Annotated in this window: 23 protein-coding genes; 11 read left to right on the plus strand and 12 right to left on the minus strand. The window is 53.3% G+C overall.

Annotated elements, in window-relative coordinates; translation table 11 throughout:
* Positions 1 to 32: 32 nt before the first annotated feature.
* The 5 genes from DTHIO_RS14425 (at position 33) to DTHIO_RS14445 (ending at position 6176) form a co-directional block, all read left to right on the plus strand.
* The gene (locus tag DTHIO_RS14425) at positions 33 to 1589 is read left to right on the plus strand and encodes a nickel-dependent hydrogenase large subunit (protein ID WP_008870999.1); all 1557 of its coding nucleotides are present in this window, start codon (positions 33 to 35) and stop codon (positions 1587 to 1589) included.
* Positions 1586 to 2038, plus strand: a complete 453-nt coding sequence (locus DTHIO_RS19995; RefSeq protein WP_008871000.1) for a hydrogenase maturation protease — start codon at positions 1586 to 1588, stop codon at positions 2036 to 2038. The genes DTHIO_RS14425 and DTHIO_RS19995 overlap by 4 nt, the downstream gene beginning before the upstream one ends.
* Positions 2022 to 4610, plus strand: a complete 2589-nt coding sequence (locus DTHIO_RS20000; protein WP_008871001.1) for a PAS domain-containing hybrid sensor histidine kinase/response regulator — start codon at positions 2022 to 2024, stop codon at positions 4608 to 4610. Before DTHIO_RS19995 ends, DTHIO_RS20000 begins: the two co-directional genes overlap by 17 nt.
* The gene (locus tag DTHIO_RS14440; protein ID WP_008871002.1) at positions 4600 to 5505 is read left to right on the plus strand and encodes a diguanylate cyclase; all 906 of its coding nucleotides are present in this window, start codon (positions 4600 to 4602) and stop codon (positions 5503 to 5505) included. Before DTHIO_RS20000 ends, DTHIO_RS14440 begins: the two co-directional genes overlap by 11 nt.
* Positions 5506 to 5813: 308 nt before the next feature.
* Complete coding sequence (locus tag DTHIO_RS14445) at positions 5814 to 6176, plus strand: endonuclease domain-containing protein (protein ID WP_008871003.1); 363 nt, start codon at positions 5814 to 5816, stop codon at positions 6174 to 6176.
* Positions 6177 to 6318: 142 nt separating this feature from the next.
* On the opposite strand, the gene DTHIO_RS14450 is transcribed toward DTHIO_RS14445, so the two are convergent.
* Positions 6319 to 6747: a hypothetical protein gene (locus tag DTHIO_RS14450; RefSeq protein ID WP_144311544.1), complete on the minus strand. Its 429-nt coding sequence runs from the start codon at positions 6745 to 6747 to the stop codon at positions 6319 to 6321.
* Between the two features lie 738 nt (positions 6748 to 7485).
* Here DTHIO_RS14450 and DTHIO_RS14455 point away from each other — a divergent pair.
* Complete coding sequence (locus tag DTHIO_RS14455) at positions 7486 to 8112, plus strand: nicotianamine synthase family protein (RefSeq protein ID WP_008871004.1); 627 nt, start codon at positions 7486 to 7488, stop codon at positions 8110 to 8112.
* A gap of 5 nt (positions 8113 to 8117) precedes the next feature.
* A complete protein-coding gene (locus tag DTHIO_RS14460) occupies positions 8118 to 9158 on the plus strand; it encodes a lysylphosphatidylglycerol synthase transmembrane domain-containing protein (protein ID WP_161598684.1) in 1041 nt (346 codons plus the stop codon).
* A 13-nt stretch (positions 9159 to 9171) separates the two neighbouring features.
* On the opposite strand, the gene DTHIO_RS14465 is transcribed toward DTHIO_RS14460, so the two are convergent.
* The gene (locus DTHIO_RS14465) at positions 9172 to 9519 is read right to left on the minus strand and encodes an ArsR/SmtB family transcription factor (RefSeq protein WP_008871006.1); all 348 of its coding nucleotides are present in this window, start codon (positions 9517 to 9519) and stop codon (positions 9172 to 9174) included.
* A gap of 175 nt (positions 9520 to 9694) precedes the next feature.
* Here DTHIO_RS14465 and murJ point away from each other — a divergent pair, with 175 nt between their 5' ends.
* From murJ to DTHIO_RS14480, 3 genes are read left to right on the plus strand one after another with little or no spacing between them, the layout of a single operon-like run.
* A complete protein-coding gene (gene murJ, locus DTHIO_RS14470) occupies positions 9695 to 11242 on the plus strand; it encodes a murein biosynthesis integral membrane protein MurJ (protein ID WP_008871007.1) in 1548 nt (515 codons plus the stop codon).
* Between the two features lie 54 nt (positions 11243 to 11296).
* Positions 11297 to 12505 carry a DUF1015 family protein gene (locus DTHIO_RS14475; protein ID WP_008871008.1) on the plus strand — a complete coding sequence of 403 codons (1209 nt, stop codon included), beginning with the start codon at positions 11297 to 11299 and terminating at the stop codon, positions 12503 to 12505.
* 17 nt (positions 12506 to 12522) lie between these two features.
* Positions 12523 to 13272: a tRNA1(Val) (adenine(37)-N6)-methyltransferase gene (locus DTHIO_RS14480; RefSeq protein ID WP_008871009.1), complete on the plus strand. Its 750-nt coding sequence runs from the start codon at positions 12523 to 12525 to the stop codon at positions 13270 to 13272.
* On the opposite strand, the gene DTHIO_RS14485 is transcribed toward DTHIO_RS14480, so the two are convergent.
* The 8 genes from DTHIO_RS14485 to DTHIO_RS14520 all read right to left on the minus strand — a co-directional run bounded on the left by DTHIO_RS14485 (position 13273) and on the right by DTHIO_RS14520 (position 19909).
* On the minus strand, positions 13273 to 14721 hold the full coding sequence (locus tag DTHIO_RS14485) for a cobyrinic acid a,c-diamide synthase CobB (protein ID WP_008871010.1): 1449 nt from the start codon (positions 14719 to 14721) through the stop codon (positions 13273 to 13275).
* Positions 14722 to 14748: 27 nt separating this feature from the next.
* Entirely contained in the window at positions 14749 to 14979 is a 231-nt protein-coding gene (locus tag DTHIO_RS14490; RefSeq protein ID WP_008871011.1) for a dissimilatory sulfite reductase D family protein, read from the minus strand.
* Positions 14980 to 15045: 66 nt separating this feature from the next.
* Entirely contained in the window at positions 15046 to 16209 is a 1164-nt protein-coding gene (gene dsrB, locus DTHIO_RS14495; RefSeq protein WP_008871012.1) for a dissimilatory-type sulfite reductase subunit beta, read from the minus strand.
* Between the two features lie 11 nt (positions 16210 to 16220).
* A complete protein-coding gene (dsrA, locus tag DTHIO_RS14500; RefSeq protein WP_008871013.1) occupies positions 16221 to 17534 on the minus strand; it encodes a dissimilatory-type sulfite reductase subunit alpha in 1314 nt (437 codons plus the stop codon).
* A gap of 252 nt (positions 17535 to 17786) precedes the next feature.
* Positions 17787 to 18404, minus strand: coding sequence for a tetratricopeptide repeat protein (locus tag DTHIO_RS14505; RefSeq protein ID WP_008871014.1), 618 nt, complete (start codon positions 18402 to 18404; stop codon positions 17787 to 17789).
* A 30-nt stretch (positions 18405 to 18434) separates the two neighbouring features.
* Positions 18435 to 18794 carry a hypothetical protein gene (locus DTHIO_RS14510; protein WP_008871015.1) on the minus strand — a complete coding sequence of 120 codons (360 nt, stop codon included), beginning with the start codon at positions 18792 to 18794 and terminating at the stop codon, positions 18435 to 18437.
* Between the two features lie 3 nt (positions 18795 to 18797).
* Positions 18798 to 19523, minus strand: coding sequence for a YkgJ family cysteine cluster protein (locus DTHIO_RS14515; RefSeq protein WP_008871016.1), 726 nt, complete (start codon positions 19521 to 19523; stop codon positions 18798 to 18800).
* Between the two features lie 197 nt (positions 19524 to 19720).
* Positions 19721 to 19909, minus strand: coding sequence for a ferredoxin (locus DTHIO_RS14520; RefSeq protein WP_008871017.1), 189 nt, complete (start codon positions 19907 to 19909; stop codon positions 19721 to 19723).
* Between the two features lie 133 nt (positions 19910 to 20042).
* Here DTHIO_RS14520 and DTHIO_RS14525 point away from each other — a divergent pair, with 133 nt between their 5' ends.
* On the plus strand, positions 20043 to 20627 hold the full coding sequence (locus tag DTHIO_RS14525) for a VOC family protein (RefSeq protein WP_008871018.1): 585 nt from the start codon (positions 20043 to 20045) through the stop codon (positions 20625 to 20627).
* Positions 20628 to 20845: 218 nt separating this feature from the next.
* Here DTHIO_RS14525 and dsrP read toward each other — a convergent pair whose 3' ends face one another.
* Entirely contained in the window at positions 20846 to 22006 is a 1161-nt protein-coding gene (gene dsrP, locus DTHIO_RS14530; protein ID WP_008871019.1) for a sulfate reduction electron transfer complex DsrMKJOP subunit DsrP, read from the minus strand.
* A 10-nt stretch (positions 22007 to 22016) separates the two neighbouring features.
* The gene (dsrO, locus tag DTHIO_RS14535; protein WP_008871020.1) at positions 22017 to 22772 is read right to left on the minus strand and encodes a sulfate reduction electron transfer complex DsrMKJOP subunit DsrO; all 756 of its coding nucleotides are present in this window, start codon (positions 22770 to 22772) and stop codon (positions 22017 to 22019) included.
* Positions 22773 to 22781 lie beyond the last annotated feature (9 nt).

Genomic DNA, 22781 nt, shown 5'->3' on the forward strand with positions numbered 1-22781 from the left:
GGAGGCCGCCATGTTCCAGCAAAAGGACTTTTATGAGTTCCAAAAGTGTCCGCACAAGCCTGAACATCCCCCTGAACCGGGTTGAAGGCGACCTGGAGATCCAGGCCGCAATAGAGGACGGCTGCATCACGGAGGCAAGGTCTTCGGGGACCATGTACCGCGGGTTTGAAAACATGATGACCGGCCGGGGCACCCTGGACGGACTGGTGATAACCCCGCGCATCTGCGGAATCTGCAGCCTGAGCCACCTCACCGCTGCAGTAGAGGCCCTGGAAGACATCAGCGGCACAACCCCGCCGGACAACGCCCGCAGACTTCGCAATCTGGCCCTGATGGTGGAAATGCTCCAGAGCGACATCCGCCAGAGCATCCTTATGTTCATGGTGGATTTCACCAATGAAGGGGCTTATGCATCCCACCCCCTGAGCAGCCTGCTAATGGAACGCTATGCCCCTCTGTCCGGCACCTCCGCCATCCAGTCCATCCAGGAAACCAGGCGCCTTCTGGAGGTGGTGGCCATCATAGGCGGACAGTGGCCGCATACCTCCTTCATGGTCCCCGGAGGGGTCACCTCCAGCCTGGGTACCCCGGAACTTCTGCGCTGCTGCATGATCATTGAGAATTTTCAGAGCTGGTACGAAAAAAATGTCCTGGGCTGTTCCATAAGCCGCTGGCACCAGGTGGATAGTGCCCAGGCCATGCTTGACTGGCTGGAGGAGATAGAATCCCATCGACAGGGCGATCTGGGCCTTTTCCTGCGCCTGGCCTATGACGCCGGACTGGATACAATGGGGCAGGGACCCGACGGATTTCTCTGCTACGGCGGGCTGCCCCTGCCGGAACACACAGAGGTGAAGGGACAGCAAGGCCAGTTCATCCCGGCCGGATTCGCCCGGCACGGCAGCATCCAGGCCTTTGACCCAGCAAACATCGCCGAAGACATTTCCCAGTGCCCCTACAGCCAGAAGCATACCAGCGTCCATCCCTGGGACAGCAGCACCAACCCGGACCCTTACGCACCCCGGGAAAACAGCTATTCCTGGATCAAGGCCCCCAGATACAACGGCCACGCAGTTGAAACCGGGCCTCTGGCTGAAATGCTTGTGCGCCGTGATCCCTTGTTCACCGACCTTATTCAAAGGCAGGGCTCCAGCGTCCTGTCCCGTCAGCTGGCCAGGCTTACCCGGCCGGCCCGGCTGATTCCGGCCATGCTGGCCTGGCTGCGGGAACTGAGCAGCAATCCCCAGGGCAAGTTCTATCACCGGGTTAAAAAAATCCCCGATGGACAGGGAGCCGGTCTTATCCAGGCTGTACGCGGCGGGCTCGGACACTGGGTGCAGATAGTGGACCAGAAGATCGAGCATTACCAGATCATTACTCCATCCACCTGGAACGGCTCCCCCAGAGACGGGGATAATAATCCCGGGGCCTGGGAAAAGGCCCTGGAAGGGACTTTTATAAAAAATCCGGAAAACCCGGTGGAGGCCGGCCATGTGGTGCGCTCCTTTGATCCCTGCCTGGTATGTGCTGTGCACAGCCTGCACAGGGGCCGGAAAAAAGGCGTCCTGGTCCTGGGAGGAGGCTTTTGAAAAAGAGTATTGTCTGCATTGGAAGCATCTGGATAACAGAAGATATGGCCGGACTGCAGGTATATAAACGCCTGCAGGACACTGAGCATCCCCGCACTGTAGAAGTTTTTTTCGGCGGCCTTTCCGGCCTGAACCTTCTGCCCTTTCTGGAACAGGGCGGCAGGGTGGTTTTTGTGGACAACGTTAAAGGCTTTGCCGCACCCGGCCGGGTGGTGGTCCTGGATCAAAGCCAGGTCATTGCCTCCCGGGAGCTGCGGCACTATGGTCACGGGGCCGGCCTGCCCTTTTTGCTTACTGTTCTGCCTGAGGTGTGTACCGGAACCATGCCCCGGGAAATCTTTCTGGTGGGAATCGAGGAAAAATTTACGTCAGAATCTGTTCAGGAGGCGGCCTGCCTGAGCCTGCAGATAGCCGAGAATGGACGTTGCTGCCATGGTAAAGAGTTATAAGGACCTGGCCCAGGAAAACGAACTGCTTCGCCGGGAACTGAAAGTTGCCCGGGAAGCAGCTGAAATAACCTCGAAAATGGTGGTGGAGCAGTTTGAGCAGACCGAGCAGATGCTGCGCCGCTACCGGGAGGCCAATGCCCAGCGCCGGGCCGTTCTTGATGCCGCCTCCAGAATGTCCATCATTGCCACTGATCTTTCAGGCAATATCACCCTTTTCAATCCCGGAGCGGAAAACCTGCTGGGATATGCATCCAGTGATGTTGCCGGCCGGATGAATATACTTTCTTTGCACACCACTGAAGACCTGGAGCGGCATAGAGCCTCATTAAAGGCTACTCTGACCTCAAGTACCGGCATGGAGATATTTGAACATTACACCAGCCTGCAGCAGCATGATACCGGGGAATGGCAGTACATCTGCAGTGACGGCACACTTCTGCCCGTAAGCCTTTCCATCACCTCCATTTATAATGCCGAGGGCATGCGGGAAGGTTACCTGTTTACAGCCATGGATCTTACCCTGCGCAAATCCCTGGAACAAAAGCTGGTGGCGGCCAAGGAGGAGGCCGAACAGGCCAGTGCCTGCAGAGGTGAATTTCTGGCCCGCATGAGCCATGAGATACGTACCCCCATGAATGCCATAACCGGAATGGCCTACCTGCTGGGAAGCACCGAACTGAATCACGTGCAGCAGGACTATGTGCGAAAAATCATTGATTCCGCCGATACCCTGCTGGCAATAATAAATGATATTCTGGATTTCTCAAAGATAGACGCCGGCAGGATGGAACTTGAAGAGCTTCCCTTTTCCCTGCAGCAGATTATCGGCAGAATGTTGAATGTGGTCGGGGCCAGGGCGGAGGAAAAAGGACTGAAAATCCAAACTCATATCCATCCCGGTGTGCCGGACAGTCTGGTGGGTGATGCTCTAAGGCTTGGACAGATCATCTTGAACCTTTGCTCCAATGCAGTCAAATTTACTTCCCAGGGAGAGGTAGCCCTTACCGTGACACTACAGAAGGAGCGCCAACACCAGGTCGACTTGCTTTTCTGTGTGAGCGACACCGGCACAGGGATTACCCCTGAAAAGGCTGAGCAGCTTTTCCAGGCCTTCCAGCAGGCTGATGGCTCCATTACCCGCAAATACGGCGGATCAGGTCTGGGACTGGCCATCTGCAAAGAACTGACCCAGATGATGGGCGGAGAAATCTGGGTGGAAAGCATCCCTGATCAGGGATCAAGCTTTTTCTTTACAGCCTGTTTCAGAAGAAATGAACAGGCAGAGCCCGGACCAGACCAGGATTATCCGGACATGGAGGCAGTCAGGGGGACAAGGGTCCTGGTGGCCGAGGACAACACCATAAATCAGCAGATTATTCACGAATACCTGCGTGAAGCAGGCATAAATGCAACTATTGTGGACAATGGAAAAAAATGCCTGGAAAAACTTCAGCAAAGCCATTATGATCTGGTACTCATGGACATCCAGATGCCTGAAATGGACGGGCTGGAGGCGGCCCGGAACATCCGCGCCGCAGAGATTACAGAACAGGGCTCACAGGACACAGACCGCAGGCCACAGAACCATTCCCCCAATCCCCCAACCCCTCAATCCCCAAATTCCTCAATCCCCCAATCCCCAAATCCCTCAATCCCTCAATCCCAGAATCCCTCAATCCCTCAATCCCAGAATTCCCAAATCCCCCAATCCCTCAATCCCGGCATCCCCATCATCGCCATGACCGCTCATGCTCTGGATACGGACCTGGAAAAAAGCCTGCAGGCCGGCATGAACGACCATATAACCAAACCTGTGCATCCTGACACCCTGTACCGTATCCTGCAGCGCTGGGCCCCTCAAGCCGCCCGGCAGGACAGTGCTGTTGGCTCTGCAGGCGGCAACAGCCGGTCTATTGACCTGCAAAAAAGCAGTGAGCATTTGCCCCGGATAAGGGAGATAGACATGGATGAAGCCATGCAGCGCATGAACTTCAGCCCTGAGCTGGTTATGGAGATGCTTCTGGAATTCAAAAATACCTACAGGTCGGTCCCTTCCCTGTTGCGGCAGTGGCAGGACCGGGGCAGATGGGAAGACATCCAGGAAAAAACCCATGCCATCAAGGGTGCCTCTTCATATATAGGAGCCGTAAAAGTGCACAGGGATGCCTCCCTTCTGGAAGAAACCCTGAAATCAGGACAACATAATAAGCAAAACATATCCATACTGCTGCAGAATTTTCTGCACAGCCTGGAGAACTGTCTCTCTTCCCTGGACAGCCTTGAATCCAGGTCACAGCCAGAGAGTATCTCCCCGTCTCCTCTCGGGGAAAGGGAACAAAGATACGCAGCTGAAATACTTGGAAAGCTTGCCCGGACCCTGGACCGTGGCGAACTTGCTGATGAAAACCGGATCAGGGAACTGGACGGGATGCTCAGGGGACAGGGGTTTGACGGGCTTTTGAACAAACTTCTTGAATTTATCAGCGAGTTTGACCATGATGCTGCAGCTGAAGTGGCCCTGAAAATTCAGCAAAGGATAAACGGCAACATCAGTGATACACATGGGACATGAACCAGCCCGCATACTCATTGTTGATGATGAAAAAATAAACCTCAGGGTCCTGGCGGACCTGCTCAAGGACAAGTACACTATCATGCTGGCCAGAAGCGGAGAACAGGCTTTGAAGCTGGCCCATCAGGAACCCCGGCCCGACCTTATCCTCCTGGATATTGCCATGCCCGGGATGAGCGGCTTTGAAGTCATCAAAAAGCTCAAACATGATGATGCAACCAATCACATTCCGGTGATTTTCATAACCGCCCTTGACAGCAGGGAGCAGGAAGAGAAAGGGCTTAAGCTTGGAGCAGTGGATTACATCACCAAGCCCATATCCCCTCCCATAGTAAAGATCCGGGTACGCAACTACCTGGATATGCAGCATAAATACAAGCTTCTGGAACAAAAGGCCAACCTGGACGGGCTCACGGAGATACCCAATCGCCGCTGTTTTGAAGAGGTGCTGGCCAGGGAATGGCAGAGGGGCAAAAGAAACGCCAGTCCTCTTTCCGTTGCCATGCTGGATATAGATTGTTTCAAGCAGTACAATGACCACTACGGTCACCAGACTGGGGACATCGCCCTGCAGAGAGTCGCCCGCAGCATCATGGACAGTCTGAAACGCGCTTCAGACTATGCCGGAAGATACGGCGGGGAGGAGTTCGTCATCCTCATGCCCGAAACTCCCCTGGAGTCGTCGCTGATGGTGGCCGAAAGAATCCGCTCAGACATTGAAAGCCTTGCCATACCTCATGCCTTATCCAGTATAGCCCCGCATCTGACCGTAAGCATAGGAGTGGCCTCCACCCGGGATTACGCCGAATCCGGCCCGGAAGAAATCATCAAACGCGCAGACCAGCATATGTACACGGCCAAACAGTCTGGCCGCAACCGCGTTTTTGGAGAATAAAAGGAAGGGAGCTGAATATCAAACCACCCCCGGCCCCTCCTTAACCAAGGAGGGGAGCAGATCGAGGCATGGCAACACTCTGTCGCAGGCATCTGTCAAATACTCCGTCTGGATCAGGGGTGGTTGTATGAACTCCCTTCCTTATAAAAATTCCAGAAGCCCACCACCCAAGCAAGTCCAAGCCGCGATACAGCTCCCCTCCTTAGCCAAGGAGGGGTCGGGGGTGGTTGTATGAACTCCCTTCCTTTATTTTTTCTTGCATTTCGCATAACCTACAACAACCAACGCAACAAACTCAAATCAAAAAAATGAAATCCGAAATTTACAATCAAAAAAAGCTAAAGCCTCACAGGAAAATACTACGCCGAGAAATGACCCCGGCTGAAAGCAAACTCTGGACGTTTCTCAAGTCCAAACAGCTTGAAGGCAGAAAATTCAGACGACAGCATAGTGTGGGTCCTTACATCGTAGATTTTTACTGTCCGGCTGAAAGTCTGGTACTTGAACTGGACGGTGAAGTTCACAACGACCAGATGAGACGAGACTACGACGAGACGCGACAGGAATACATGGAAAACCTTGGGCTGAAAGTGCTTAGATTCGAAAACCGACAGATATTTACTGATATTGATAATGTGCTGGAATCTATAAAAAAACATTTTAAAGAATAAGGAAGGGAGCTTAATATCAAACCACCCCCGGCCCCTCCTTAACCAAGGAGGGGAGCAGATCGAGGCACGGCAACACTCTGTCGCAGGCATCTGTCAAATACTCCGTCTGGATCGGGGGTGGTTGTTATATGAAATCCCTTCCTTATAAACATTCCAGAAACCCACCACCCAAGCAAGTCCAAGCCGCGATACAGCTCCCCTCCTTAGCCAAGGAGGGGTCGGGGGTGGTTGTATGAAATCCCTTCCTTACAAGCATTCCAGAAGCCCACCCACCCAAATAGTCCAAGCCCACGGTACAGCTCCCCTCCTTAGCCAAGGAGGGGTCGGGGGTGGTTGTATGAAATCCCTTCCTTACAAGCATTCCAGAAGCCCACCCACCCAAATAGTCCAAGCCCACGGTACAGCTCCCCTCCTTAGCCAAGGAGGGGTCGGGGGTGGTTGTATGAGATCCCTTCCTTACAAGCATTCCAGAAGCCCACCCACCCAAATAGTCCAAGCCCACGGTACAGCTCCCCTCCTTAGCCAAGGAGGGGTCGGGGGTGGTTGTATGAAATCCCTTCCTTATAAACATTCCAGAAACCCACCACCCAAGCAAGTCCAGGCCACGGTACAGCTCCCCTCCTTAGCCAAGGAGGGGTCGGGGGTGGTTGTTATATGAAATCCCTTCCTTATAAAAATTCCAGAAGCCCACCAACCAAGCAAGTCCAAGCCGCGATACAGCTCCCCTCCTTAGCCAAGGAGGGGTCGGGGGTGGTTGTATGAACTCCCTTCCTTATAAACATTCCAGAAACCCACCACCCAAGCAAGTCCAAGCCGCGATACAGCTCCCCTCCTTAGCCAAGGAGGGGTCGGGGGTGGTTGTATGAGATCCCTTCCTTATAAACATTTCAGAAGCCCGCCACCCAAGCAAGTCCAGGCCGCGGTACAGCTCCCCTCCTTAGCCAAGGAGGGGTCGGGGGTGGTTGTATGAGATCCCTTCCTTATAAACATTTCAGAAGCCCGCCACCCAAGCAAGTCCAGGCCGCGGTACAGCTCCCCTCCTTAGCCAAGGAGGGGTCGGGGGTGGTTGTATGAACTCCCTTCCTTATAAACATTCCAGAAACCCACCACCCAAGCAAGTCCAAGCCGCGATACAGCTCCCCTCCTTAGCCAAGGAGGGGTCGGGGGTGGTTGTATGAGATCCCTTCCTTTTTCTCCTTGACAAACATTTCAAAAAATGATTGAAAACGACCTTCAGATTCAACTTGACTTTTTTAAACAAATATTACCGATAATGACATTCAACATACAAATCACCAAGGAGCAGATCATGAGCTGGATACCGATGGCTGTAGCGGCATGGGAAAAAATGAGCAGTTCCTCGAAAATTCTGACCTGGCTTTATTCCCGGCCTTACCGCCAGGTTATTGAAAACGAGATCACACTTGCAAAGCTTGGAAAAGACGACGTTGTGCTGAATATAGGCTGTGGAGCCGTGCCCTTTACTGCCCTGTACATAGCAAAGCTGGCCGGATCCAGGGTTTACGCCCTGGATATTGACCCCTGTGCCGCAGGTTACGCCGAAAAGTGCGTAAAAAAGGCCGGTCTTGAGGACAGAATAACAGTCATGCATGCCGACGGTGCCCAGGATTTCAGGCACAATTTCACAGCATCCATAGTGGCCCTGCAGGCTGCACCCAAAAACAGGATCCTGGAAGTCATGCAGAAAAAATCCCGCCCCGGAGCCAGATTTATTTTCAGGCTGGCCAGTTCGCCTTACAAAGATCACTACGACTGTCTTCAGACAAAGATCCGACCCGAAGCAGAAACTTTTCAACCCATGCGCACCTTTGACCGTTCTGTACTATATCAGAACAAAGGCCCGGCCGTCAGTGTTCACCCGGCTTTCAATCCTGCAACCGCAGATCCTTCACTTTTGGCCACAAAAGCTGCATGAACAGCATGTCCATATCAAAAATAATATTTTTCCTCCTGGGTATTGCAGGCCTGTTGTTCATGGCCCTTATCTTCGGCACCCAGGAACTGGGGCAGGCCCTGTCCCGCGTCAGCCCACTGGCAGTTGCGGTACTTTTTACCCTGCAGCTTTCCACCCTGCTGGCCAGTGCCTGGATCTGGCACTTCCTGCTGACCCGCAAAACAAGCATTACTTTTTCAACAGTATTTCTCGTAAACCAGGCCGCCGGGCTTATAGAGAGCCTGACACCGTCTGTGAAATTCGGCGGTGAAGCCGCCAAGGTTTACCTGTTCAGGCAAAAAACCGGCCAGGCCTATCAGGACCTCGCCGGAACCCTGCTGGTGCACAAGTTTCTGACCATGACCCCCTTTGTACTGCTGTGCCTGATGCTTGTCCTGCCGGCCTTTTTCATGTTTGAGCTGCCGGGATACTTTTATGCAGCCCTGGCGGTTCTCACCGCCATGTGTGTCGGGCTTGGTTTTTTATGTTATGGAAGAAAAGGTGAAGAAAGAAATGAAAAGCCCCTTCAGGATGCACCCCGAAAGATCGCCCAGGGCAGACTGGAATCTTTGAAAAAAACACCCTCCAGAATTGCACTTTTTCTGCAGCAGTCCCGGCTGGCCGCCTCAAGCCTCTTGTCCACCCGGCAGACCTTTGCGGCCATGCTTGTCTCGCTTGTTATATGGGTATTTTACCCCGTCAAGGTTTACCTGGCCTGCACCTTTCTGGGCCTGGAAGTGCATCCCCTGATTATCGGCCTGGCAACGCTTTTCGCCTACATGGTCAGCATGGTGCCCCTGCTTCCCGGAGGGCTGGGAACCTACGAGGGAGCCATGGCCCTGTTCTTCACCATGGGCGGTCTGACCCCGGCCGAAGGCCTGGCCGTATCCCTTCTGTCCAGGCTGACCACATTCTGGTTTCCCCTGCTTGTCTCAGCCCTGTGCTGCCTTACCCTGTCCAGGACATCTCCGCTCTTGCCGGAAAAGCCCGGCATCCAGGAAAAAGAGCAGGTGAAACAGACTCTTTAAAAAAAATCCTGTTTTACCCGCACCTGTCGCTTTTCCTTATCTGCAGACGCTGATTCAGGCGCTCCAGGTCCTCCTGGATCTCTTCCATTCCTGAAAGATGGGTTTTGAGGATTTCCAGAAGCTGGCTGTGTGCAGGTCTGGAAGAACCGACAATCCTGTAGTAGCTCCAGACCCCGCGCCTGCAGTCCTTGACCCATCCTGAATTCTTGAGATAAGCTAAATGCCTGGAAACTGTGGATTGTGGAAGCTGGAGGGCAAACATAAGATCGCAGACGCATTGCTCTCCCTGAAGCAGCAGGGATAAAAGCCTCAACCTTGTTGTATCTCCCAGGGCCTTGAACAAGCGTACTGTACCTTCCATGGAAAGATATGTTATCCCTACCCCCGGGTCAGGTCAATGCCGAAAATATTATTGACACCACCTTTTGAAGTTGAAAAACCTTGATTTTCTGACTGATTCAGACTGCCACGGTTACTTGTGCTTTATTACTTACTTCCTTAGTATCACTTGCTCAGCAACACACAGGAAACCCATCTTGAGTACCCGAGAAAGCAAAAGCCCGCCATTTTCATCCCTGGCCCGCAAGGCCTCTGTGGTCGCCGGGGCAACCCTGGTAAGCCGCATCATGGGATTTATCCGGGACCTGATCATTGCCTTTACCCTGGGCGCAGGCCCCATGGCCGACGCCTTTTTCGTGGCCTTTCGCATCCCCAACCTGCTGCGCCGTCTTTTCGCCGAAGGTTCCCTGACCATGGCCTTTGTCCCGGTCTTTACCAAGATCAAAAAAGAGTCGGGTGCCCAAAGCGCCTTTGCTCTGGCCCGTTCGGTGCAGATCTGGCTTCTTCTGATCCTGGGTGGCATTACCCTGCTGGCTCTTTTTTTTGCTGCTCCCCTGACCATGCTGGTTGCCCCGGGCTTCAGGGAAGACCCGGAAATCTTTGAAACTACCGTCACCCTGGTGCGCATCTGCTTTCCCTACATAATCTTTATCTCCTCCGTGGCCCTGTGCATGGGCATTTTGAACTCCATGAACCACTTCATGGCTCCGGCCCTGGCTCCGGCACTCATGAACATTACTCTTATCCTGTCAGCCCTGGGGGCCTACTACTCCGGGATGAGCGTGGCTCTGGCCCTTTCCTTCGGGGTGCTGGCCTCGGGACTCATCCAGTGGTTGTTTCAGTATCCTTTTCTGAAAAAATCCGGATTTGGCTGGAGGGGTAATTTTTCTCTCTTTGATCCCGGCGTAAAACGAATCGGGAAACTTATGCTGCCCACGGTTTTCGGGGCTGCAGTTTACCAGCTGAACATCCTGGCCGGGACTATACTGGCCTCCTTTCTGGCCTCCGGCTCCATTGCCTATCTCTATTACGCCGACCGTCTGGTTCAGTTTCCCCTGGGGGTATTTGCCGTAGCCATTGGAACCGCTGCCCTGCCCTCCCTTTCCTCCCTGGCCGGAGACCGGGATATGCAGGGCTTCAAGGGCACCCTCAACTCATCCCTGAGCCTGACCCTGTTCATTGCCCTGCCCTCCACTGCAGGACTCATTGGACTTAGCTACCCTCTAATTGATGTCATATTCGGACGGGGAGCCTTTGGTGACGATGCCGTGCAGGCCACCTCCCTGGCCTTAGTGGGCTTTGCAGTGGGCCTGCCGGCTTTTTCCTGCGTACGCCCCCTGCTCTCGGCATTTTACGCCCTGGAGGACACGGTTACCCCGGTGAAGATAGCCGTCATCAGTCTGGTGCTGAACATCGCCCTGGGCATCCTTCTCATGCAGCACCTGCAGCACCTGGGCCTGGCCCTGGCAGCCAGTCTATCCTCCTGGGTCAATGTCCTGCTTCTGGGCCTGGCCCTGGGCCGCAAGACCGGCCCCTGGCTTACCGCCGGCACCAACCTGGTGAAAATGACCCTGGCAAGTTGTGCTTTACTTTTCATGCTAAAATTTGTAAGTGTAACCTCGTGGATGGCTATGGCCCTTATTCCGGTATGGGCTGTGATTTACTTTGCCCTGGCCTGGATGCTCAAAATACCGGATGCTCAGATCTTAATAAATTCCCTGAAACATAAAAGCGGGCAAGAATAATCTGCTTTGCATCCAAAAAACACGCCCGCATAAAACAACAATAGAATCATTACTATGCCAGAATTCAAGCCTTTACAGTTTTACAGCTACGACTGGTCCCGGCAAGACATTGACCCGGAAAAGGTCATTTCACCGCCTTATGATGTCCTCTCCCAGGAAGACATTCAGGAACTGGCCCGGGATGAATACAACGTGGTGCACATCGACTCCCCTGTAAGCTACGCTCACGCCCGGGAGCTTCTGGATCAGTGGATAAAAAAGCAGGTGCTCACCGCGGACCAGCAGCCCAGGTACTACATCCTGGCCTCGGAATATAAGACCCGGGGCAGATCCCGTACCCGCTGGGGGATCATGGGTGGACTAAGGCTTGAGCCCTTCGGGGAAAACGTATTCCCCCACGAGGAAACATATCCCAAGGCCAAAGAGGACAGGCTCAAACTCATGCAGGCCACCCAGGGGCAGCTGAGCCCTGTATTCGGGGTCTATGACGACCCGGAGCAATACGTGGAGAAAATCGGGGAAATATGCTCCGGCCAAAAGCCTCTTATCTCTTTTACCCAGGAAGACGGCGTGTACAACAGGTTATGGCCGGTACCTGCAGAACATAACCAGCAGATACAAAGCCTGATGCAGGACAGGAAAATCTTCATCGCCGACGGCCATCACCGCTACGAGACCTCCCTTTATTTCATGCACAATCAGCCGGCAAGAGACAATGCACCGTGGGAATACATATTTATATACTTAAGCAACATCTCCTCGCCGGGACTGGAGATCTTTCCTTATCACCGCACGGTTTCCTGGGATAAAGAGTTCGACTGGCAAAAGGTCATGCAATCCGCCGGGAGGTACTTTGATATAATTCCCAGGGAAGACCACTCTTTCCCGGAAGAAATGCCAAGGACAGACATGCTCATGCTGTGCCTGCCGCACATAAATTATCTGCTCATCCCCCGTCAGCCCGGAGAGGATATATTCGACAAAATCGGGGCATACGTTCTGGACCGGGTTATGCTTCGCGATATTATGGGCCTCGACGATGAGCAACTGGCTTCGGGAAAATACCTGCACTACACCCACGAAGAAGATCTGACCCTGGAAAAGGTCAGAAGCGGGGAACTGCAAGCGGCTTTTTTCCTGCAATCCGTACCCATCAATATAATGCAGGAGGCCTGCCAGGCCGGGCGGGTCATGCCCAGAAAATCCACCTTTTTCTATCCCAAGCTGCCCACGGGCATGCTCTTACATCTCTGGGACAGGTAGCGCTTAAGAAGAAGCATATGAAACAGGGCGGTGCAGAAGACCTGTTCCCGCGCGGGTTGGCCCAGCCTGAAGCTGGCTTTCGCTTCTCAGTGGACTCTTTATTATTGTCTGTCTTTTTAGTCCCGGGAAATAACTGGAAGGTTCTGGATCTTGGATGCGGGTGCGGCGTGGTGGGCCTAGGTCTTATTCTGGCCAACCCGGGAAAAGAGATCCAGGTCACTGGAGTGGACAATGATCCGGAAATGATCGAGTGCGCACGCCAGAACAGCCGCGCTTTGTGCCTGGAAGAAAAATCTTCATACAGGCTGCTGGACGTAACAAGCCTTGACTCCCAAAGCCTCGCCCCTGAGAGCTTTGACCTGGTCCTGGCCAACCCTCCCTACCGTGATGAACGCTCCGGGAGGACTCCGGAAAATCCTGGAAAAAAATCCGCACAGTTTGTGACAAAAAACTCGCAGCTGGATTTTTTCCAGGCTGCTTTTTTTGCTCTTAAAAACAGAGCCGCTGCCGGCTTTGTCTATCCAGCCTCAAGGCTGGACCAGCTGCTGCTAAACCTTGACCGGTCCAGGCTGAGACCAAAAACCATCCTGCCGGTTTACGGCAGGGCCGGAAAACAGGCCTCGCTGGTCCTGGTTAAGGCCCGCAAGAATTCCGGGCCAGAGCTTTCCATGCTTCCCCCGCTCATTCTCTACGACGAACATAACAGTCTTACGCAGCAGGCCAGAGAATTCTGCCCTTTCCTGGAATGCAATCAAGGCAGGGAATAATTATTTGCAGACAATATCCGGACAGGGACCAGTGCTTTTCTGGACATGTTCCCTGAATATCCCGGCCGCACGGACGAAATTGACCGCCCAGTTTTCAACGCTGAAGGCATGTACGTGGGCATAGCCTGCCAGGACATTTCTGTACAGAAGTCCGTCCTTGTAGTCGGCCATGCCGGTGCCGCGCTCCATGCGCATGCAGAACCTGGCCTCAGGAGTCAGGGAGAGGCACCTGGAATAGTGAAACTCGTGGCCTACAATGGTATCGCCGGTGGAATAGAAAGGATTGGGCTCAATGATGCCTGCCCGGATATACCCGTGCCCCTGGGGTTTTTTATATACCCTGGTCTGGACATTGAACACCCCGGCCATGTCGAAATCCTCCCCTTCATAGTGAAGACTTTCGGCCAGATACATGAAGCCGCCGCATTCAGCATAGATGGGCAGGCCCTGGTCAGCCAGATCCTTTACTTTTTGCCTGGCAGCGACATTGACTGAAAGCTCCCGGGCGGAGGTCTCGGGAAAACCTCCTCCCAGATAAAGCCCGTGTATCCGGGGCCAGTCTTCAGGGGTGAGCAGGCTCAGTTCCACCAGTTTTGCCCCCTGCTGCCTGAGGGCATCCAGGTTTTCCTGATAGTAGAACCAAAGCGCCCTGTCCCGGACCACTCCGATGACGGCTTCTTCCTTGGGAGGGCCTGATGAAACCTCCTGGACATGATTCTGCGTCTTGGTGCAGGCTGGTGCAGTACCGGCAATGTTCAGGACCAGTTCAACATCGATATTGTCCTGGACCACTTTGCCCAGGGCCCTGAATATCTCGTCCTGTCCCTGGTACTCCTGGCTGGAGATAAGCCCCATATGTCTTTCCGGAATGGGAGTGTCTTTAAGCTTGGGCAGTGCGCCCAGAACAGGTACATCAGTATACTTTTCTATACTTCGCCGGGTAATGTCTCTGTGCCTGGCCCCTGCAGTCTGGTTAAGGATTACTCCTGCCAGATCCAGGTTCTCCTCGAACATGGCGCAGCCCTGGACAATGGCCGCAGTGGTCCTGGTGACCTTGGTGCAGTCCAGAACCAGAAGCACCGGTGACTCAAGAATCCTGGCCAGCTCGGAAGTAGAGCACGACCCCCGGGTGTCCATGCCGTCAAAGAGGCCGCGGTTGCCCTCAATAACAGCCAGGTCATGGGTGCCGGCAAAGGAGGAAAAAAAGAATTTTATGCGCGAGGTGGAAAAGAGAAAAGGGTCCAGATTGGACGCATGCTGACCTGAGGCCAGTGAAAGCCACTTAGCGTCTATATAATCCGGGCCCTTCTTGAAAGCTTTAACTTTAAAGCCCTGCTGTGTAAACAACCAGGTCAGGGCCAAGCTGATTATGGTTTTTCCGGAGCCTCCCCTGAGGCCGGATATGGTTATTCTGGGAAAACTCTGCTGGTGCAAAAGGCCATTAATCACTGTAAGACATGAACAAAAAACTCTGAATTAGCCTTCTGCGGTCTTGCCGGCTCCCTTCATGCCGTACATGGTGGTACTGCCGCTGGACCAGTAAACCAGCTTTTCTTCCTGAACCAGTTCGCTCAGGAGCTTCTTTACTTCTCTGGCCTTCATATCCGGAAAAATCTTGGTAAAGTCATTGAAATAGAACTTGGTCTTTGATCCTGACTTGGACTCCAGAAAATTGATAATTTCCTGTTTTGCAGCTTCTTTGTCCATTTCGCCTCCTATTGGTTTAAGACGCCGCCCTTAATCGGGCGGCGTCTGGCATTGCTGTAATTCAAGTTAGAACTTGAAGTTGGTGGTCTGTCTCCAGGTGTAGTAAGCCGGATCACGGAAATCATCAATGAGATGATGGGTGAATTCCAGACCGGTAACTTCAAAGAAGCGCTCCCAGCCGATGCGCTCGGCCCAGTCGCCGAACCTCTCGTACTTTTTGGCACCCTTGACGTAGGCGTCCACCAGTTGGCGCATGCACTTGGCCAATGAAGGCCAGCGCGGGGTCTCGTTGGGAATGAAGGCCACAACCACCTTGGAGAACTTGGGCTCACTGATACGGTTGGATACCTTTCCACCGGCCATGATGACCAGTCCGTCGCCTTCGGCGTCGGTCAGGGGCAGAGCCGGGCACATGGTGTAGCAGTTGCCGCAGAACATGCAGCGCTCGTTCTTGATGGCCACGGTCTTGACTGTCTTTTCCTCACCGGTGCGGTCATCGGTGATGGTGGTCTTGGCGGGGCGGATAGCCGCTGTAGGACATGCAGCTACTGCCAGGGGAATCTCGCAGAGGTTTTCCACCTCTTTGTGGTCGATGATGGGCGGCTTGCGGTGATAGCCCAGGATAGCGATATCCGAGCAGTGCACAGCACCGCACATGTTCAGGCAGCAGGCCATGGAGATGCGCAGCTGAGCCGGGAACCTCATCTGCTGAAATTCCTCGAACAGCTCGTCCATGACTACCTTGACTGTGCCTGAGGCGTCCGAGGCCGGAGTGTGACAGTGAATCCATCCCTGAGTATGAACGATATTGGTCAAGCCGGCACCAGTTCCGCCCACGGGGAACTTGTAGCTGCCGCCTTCATGCTTGCGGCTTTGCAGGTCGTCCTTGAGGGGCTGGACCTTGTCCTTGCTGTCCACCATGAACTCGATATTGTTGCGGGTAGTGAAGCGCAGGTAGCCGTCACAGTGCTTGTCTGCGATCTCCAGGGCCTCGCGCAGGGTTTCTGTACCCATAAGGCGGGGAGAGCCGCAGCGCACGGTGTAAACCTCGTCACCACTTTCAGCCTTGTGCATGAGTACGCCTGGCTCCAGGATCTCATGCCACAGCCATTTGCCTTTGTTGTTTTTGATTACCGGAGGCAAAAACTCTGAATAATGCCTGGGGCCGATGTCGGTAATGCGATCTTCCATCGGCTTGTCTGGATTGTATCCGGATGAAATAAAAGCCATTTCTTACCTCCTTATTTCGGATGACGTGATCTGTAATCGTTGATGTCGCGCTCAAAACCGCCGGGCACTTCTTCTTCTTTCCAGAAGATGTAGGGATTGTGCCTGGGCTCGGAGACATGCCTGGGATCGGGATCAATGCCGGTGACTTCAAGCAGCTTCTGGAAGCCTTGGCGCTTCATGGTCTCGCCCAGCCTTTCGCGGTTCTTGCCTTCTTCCATCCACCAATCCCAGATATTCTCGATTACTTCCTTGACTCCGTCATAGGATTCATCAACCTTCATGAAGGGCACCAGCAGAGAGCCGAGCTGTGCTCCATCCAGGATGGGGGCTTTGGCGCCGCAGAGGATGCTCAGGCCGCGGTCATTGCCGATGCGCAGGGCACGGGGCATGACGTTGATGCAGTGCATGCAGCGGGTGCATTCCCGGTCGTTGATGTTCAGCTTGCCGCCTTCCATCCACATGCACTTTGTGGGGCAAAGATCAATGACTTCCTTCTGGATGTCGAAGGGACCCCAGTCCTTGCCGGCGTGAGCGCCGCCGTTGGGCTTGATCTCGCCGCCCACGTAAGCAGCCACGGCCTCCTGATCGATGCGGATATCATCCCGCCAGGTGCCGATAAAAGACATATCAGCGCGGGCTATGGAGGCCACGCAGCCATTGGGGCATCCGTCGAACTTGAATTTGAACTTGTAGGGAAAGGCGGGCCTGTGCAGCTCGTCCTGGTACTCCATGGTCATCTGGTAGCACAGCTCCTGGGTGTCGTAACAGGCCCATTCGCAGCGGGACTCGCCCAGACAGGCGGCCGGGGTGCGCAGGTTGGAGCCGGAACCGCCCAGATCCTGATCCATCTTGTGGGTGAGCTCGTAAAAGATCTCTTCAAGCTGCGGAGTGGTGGTTCCCAGAAGAACAATGTCCCCGGTGGAGCCGTGCATGTTGGTCAGGCCGCTGCCGCGGAAATCCCACAGATCGCAGAGCTGGCGGAGATAATCGGTTTTGTAGTACTTGCCTGCAGGCTGGTTGACGCGCATGGTATGAAAATGCGCAACACCGGGAAATTTTTCCGGCTGATCGCAGTAGCGCCCGATGACTCCGCCGCCGTACCCGAAGACACCGACAATGCCGCCGTGCTTCCAGTGCACTTCCTTTTCCACATAGGAAAGCTCCAAAAGCCCCAGGAGATCGTCCACCACATCCACCGGGATCTGGAATTCAATCTCGTTCTGCTTCTGTTGCCTGGACCCTGCCTGCCTTTTCAGATCAGCCACGAAACTCGGCCATGCGCCGCTTTCGAGTTGATCCAGCAAAGGAGTTTCATGTTTAGGCATTGCAAATCCTCCTTAAGATTATGTTTACTACCCTGTTTATAAAAACCGCCCCACCTCGTTAGCCGGTACGGTGACGGCTTAACCACTGGACTGACGTTGCGTGCAGCCGAATTTCGTGATTTTTCCCACAATGAAGGTCTGATGTCAATAGTAATTTCCAAACTGAGCCATGGATTCGGCATTTCAGCAATTTCTTCCATTTAGCCGGTTATACCCCCCATCCCTGACCCCCATGAGGGCTCTCCTGGAGAATCAGCCCGTCTGTTCCAGCTCCTGCCAGATTTCGGGAGCTACTTCATAGCCGGTTTCCTGGGCCTTCTTGAAGTACTTACTGGCCGCTTCAAAATCCTGCCTGTCCATGCAGGCAAGGCCCATGGTATTGTAGGCCGGGCCGAAATTGGGCTCGAGATCAACAGCCTTCTGGCACTGCTGCAGGCAACCTTCCAGATCCCCCTGCATATAATAGGCATTGCCCAGGGTTGCATGGGCCTGCACAAACTGGGGATCAAAGGAAATGGCCCGCTTCAGGGAGGCAATGGCCTTGTCCACGTCGCCGCGCTGCAGGTGGACAAACCCCATGTTGCCGTGCGGCACAGCAAAGCGGTGCCTGATTTTGCTGGCCATTTCATTGTAACTGAAACAACCATCCAGGTCACCTTCGTTCATGGCTATACCGCCAAGCTGTACATAAGCCTCGGCCAGGTCGGGAGATTTGCGGATGGCCTCCTGCAGATACTGCCTGGCGGTCTCAAAGTCACGCAGGGCCATGTAATGCACTCCTAAATTGTAGTTGGTCACCCCGCACTCGGGATTCTTGGCCAGTCTGGCTTTTAGTTCCTGGATCTTTTCTTCAATGCTGCTTTGAGTCATATATGCTCCTGGTAAAATATTTTTGCAGGACTACCTTTCCTTGTATTCCTTGTTTTCCCTCTTGAGAAGCTCGCTGTACCACAGGGAAAACTCGTACATGGCCCGGATCCTGTCCTCGTCATTAATGATGCCCATGCACATTTCCAGAACACCCTGACCATAGGAATTGCTGTACTCCCTGGGCGGGCGTTCATGCAGAAACATGCGCATAAGTTCCTTGCTGGTCCTCTGGGTCCCGTCACGCCTGATCTCGATGGGATTTTTGGGTTCCTGAAAAGGATCCCAGCGATCATAGCCTATCCTGTCGATGAATTTTTTCCTGCGCGGGGCCAGTGAATCGTATATGGCTTTTTTGTGCCTGTCCTGTTCCTGTCTGTTTTCCTCGCTCATGAACTACTCTCCGGATCCCAGCACCCATTCCCGGGTGGGTCCTTTCTGATCTTTGGAAGTTGTTTCGCATGAATTCTGTGCAGCCTCAACCCCCAGGTATTCCCGGTCATACTCGGTAAGCAGGGCCATGGAAACAGGCACCAGGACAGTATGCAGTTCAACATACTTAGTCCCTATGCCTTTGGCCAGTTCCTGGCTCAAGTGCAATAACTGCTCATGCAGCTTGTGCATATCCACTGTAGGATACTGTACTCCCGGCTCAAACCTGGACATGGAGCAGGAGACAGTATTTTCTCCTATTTTCATGGGCAGCCCGTAAAGACGACAGGTCAGCGGCCTGGATTCGTAAAGAATGCACTTGCCTTCCATCAGAAGAGGGCACTGAACTCTTTCTTTACCCGCCTTTTTCAGAATCTCTTCCTCAGAGGCCCCGCCTTCATGTTCCTTGAAGAGCTGCTTTTTTATCTTGTGGGTCCTGCGGTCAGCCTTGTCTGCTTCCACCAGGACCATGTTCCTCAAGCTGGTGTCCAGCTCCTGAAACCTGTGGTTCAGATACAGGGCCTCCACCAGGGACAGGTCAAAAAGGGCATAACAGCAATCCGTGCAGCCGTCATCGCAGCGCACCTCGCCCGGGAAATCCCCCTTCATCTTGTGAAATATACTGTCAACGCCCTGCATCAATTGCTCATATCTTGAAAAATAAGGGCTTAAATCTATGCCTGAATTCATGGTTCCTCCTGATACCAGTTCTCTACAGATACAGGACCTTTATAGTATCTTTTTTTTCTGTTCACAACTGTCAATCTTAATCAAATTTTAATCACCTCACGGGTGTAAAAAAAACTTCAGCACCCTGCCGGACACAGGACAAAAAAGAAGGGGAGGGCCAAGGCCCTCCCCTTCTTATCATCTGCGCAAAAGCAAGATTACTGCTCTGTTACGGTAATAGCGCCCTCTTCACAGACTTCCACACAGGACTCACAGCCCAGGCACTCTTCCATGTTCACGGGATCAGCCTTGCCGTCCTTGAGCTCGAATACTTCAACGGGACATACGTCAACACATTCACCGTCGCCGTTGCATTTTTCCACATCTACAGTTACCAGGTAAGACATAATAAACCTCCGATTTAATTAGTTTAACAATAGTGACTAAATTGAACCTTGAAACAAAGTAAAATGGGAGTTAGTCAAAATAACAAAGCGATGTCAAGCTGGATTTTCAATATATTTTTTTCAAGGATTGCCAATGAGATACAAGGGAATCAACCATATCGCCCTGGCCACCGGGGACTTGAATGCCACCATCAGATTCTGGCGCGATCTAGTGGGGCTGCGCCTCATTGCCGGACTGGGCAGGCCCGGTTACCGCCAGTATTTTTTTGAAATCGGCCCCAGGGACATGCTGCTTTTTTTTGAGTGGAACCATGTCCAGCCTATTCCTGAAAAAGACCACGGGGTACCGGTTCAAGGTCCTTTCGGCTTCGATCACCTGGCCCTGGAGGTAGAAACTCTGGAAGATATGTGGCAGATCTACGACCGCCTCAAGGCCGCCGATATCTGGGTCTCGGAAATCCTGGACCATGGTTTTATTTATTCCCTGTATTCATTTGACCCCAACAATATTCCCATCGAATTCTCCTGGGCCAACCCGGAATTCGACCTGCGAAAAACCCCCAGAATGCAGGACAGCAAGCCGGTATTCGAGGCCCGGAAAGGACCCGATCCTTTACCTGACGTCTGGCCTGAAGTAAGCGAGCCTACCTTGCCCCAGGAGCAGAAAATCTATCCTGGAGAAGGCAGTGAACTGCGAAGCAAAAAAAACAGGTGGTAGAACACCAGGCCCCTGCCCTCACCGGCAGAAACAGCTCCAGGGACGAATATCAACTGTCAAAGATCAGCCTATAAGCAACCTGCCTGTTCTTCTCTGCCACGCTACCGGCCTGGCAGAAATACTTTTTGCAGGCGTGCCTTGTCGTTTTTGCAAGACAAATGAGCCGGCACTGGTGCCGGCTCATTTGTCTATCTAATCAGTCTGAAGTCCGGGTCAAGTCAGGTGGCCTCAATTTCCTTGCGCACCCCTATACCCACTTTCCAGAGGACAGTGATAATCAAAAAGCCTATGCCATAGATGCCCAGAGTAATAAGTATCTCCGGACCTGTGGGTGCATAGGTAAGGACTTCCTTCATGGGGGTGGGGACAAAGCCAGCTGTAATAAGCCCCATACCCTTTTCGATCCAGGTACTGATGAGCACCAGGACACAGGCAAAGGCCAGAATGTTTTCAGCCTGCCGGTTTTTGGGAAAGAGCAGAATCAGCAGGGCTGAAACCCCGGCTGCTGTGGACACCCACATGAAGACAGACAGCATGGTATGTCCTTCAAGACCGAAATAGAGATATTCCCAGTGGGCCAGCTTGTCCGGGACCATGCTGTATGCCGCTGTGAATATCTTACATCCGATGAGAAACAGATAGGCGGCCAGGGCATAGGTAACAATCTTGGCCAGGGACTGGATGGCTTCCCGCCCCGGATCCCATTTGGCAAAGATTTTCACGGCAAAGGCCAGCAGAATTAAGAGGGCCGGTCCAGCGGCAAAAGCCGAGGCCAGAAAGGACGGAGCCATGGAGGCTGTCAGCCAGAAGTCGCGGCCGGGCAGACCGGCATACAGAAAGGCCGTTACCGTATGTATGCTTATGGCCCAGGGTATGGACAGATAGATAAAAGGCTTGATCCACCTGGGAGGTCCGACACGCTTGCGCTCGGCCTGCAGAGTCACCCAGCCGATAAGAATGTTTAAGAACAGATATCCGTTGAGCACTACCATATCCCAGAAAAGTACCGAACTGGGAGTGGGATAAAGGACAACGTTCCACAACCTCTGGGGCTGGCCCAGGTCCACCACTACAAAAAGCAGGCACATGATAATGGTGGCCACGGCCATGAACTCACCCAGAATGAGCATCCGTGCGAAAGCCTTGTGATTATGCAGATACATGGGGATGACCATCATGACCGCCGAGGCGGCGACTCCAACCAGGAAGGTCAACTGGGCAATGTACAGTCCCCAGGAGATGTCCCGGTTCAGGGCGGTCACCGAGAGGCCCTGATCCAGCTGTTGCAGGTAGGCCCCGAAACCCACTCCAATGACCGCCAGCAATACCAGCAGCCATATCCAGTATAAAGCGCTTCCTTTTATTGCTTTCTCGAGCATTTTACACCCCTTAAATTAGATAATAGACTTGTGGGTCAGTGCCCAGTTTGGGTTTGCGTAGCAGAGAATATCTTTCCTGCAAAACCTTGCGCACGTCTGAATTGGGGTCGTTCAAATCCCCGAAAAGAATGGCCCCCTCGGATGCCTCAACACAGGCTGGCATCTCCCCTTGATCCACAAGATGGGCACAAAATTCACACTTTTCCACGACTCCCATTTCCCTGGTTGGATAGTCATGGTCCAGTTCGTCATCATCCAGAAATTTTCTGGGGTCGTAATAATTAAAGCTCCTGGAACCGTAAGGGCAGCCCGCCATGCAGAAACGGCAGCCTATGCAGCGGTGAAAGTCCATGAGGACAATCCCGTCATCCCGGGAGAAAGTGGCCTGTGTGGGACATACCCGCACACACGGTGGATTGTCGCAATGGTTGCAGAGGGTAAGAAAAGGCAGGCTTTTCTTATCTTTGAGATAACCATGGGACTGATCACTGAACAGATTGTAGAAAGGTTCCTTCCAGATCCACTTTATATTTTGATCATTTGGAATCTCAGGCACATTGTGCAGCTTGTGGCAGGCCTCTATGCACTTGTCCATGATTTCATCATTAAGCTTTTCTGAGTCTATTACCATAGCCCAGCGATCCGCCCTGAGCCTGTTTTCACTCTGCCTGGGCCCGGACCTGGCTCCGGCCAGGGAGGGGCAGATGCTCCAACCCAGTGCAGCCATACCCGCAATCTTGATGAATTTTCTTCTGCTGTTTTTCATTATGTTTCC

This window comes from Desulfonatronospira thiodismutans ASO3-1, from assembly GCF_000174435.1.
GTDB lineage: Bacteria > Desulfobacterota > Desulfovibrionia > Desulfovibrionales > Desulfonatronovibrionaceae > Desulfonatronospira > Desulfonatronospira thiodismutans.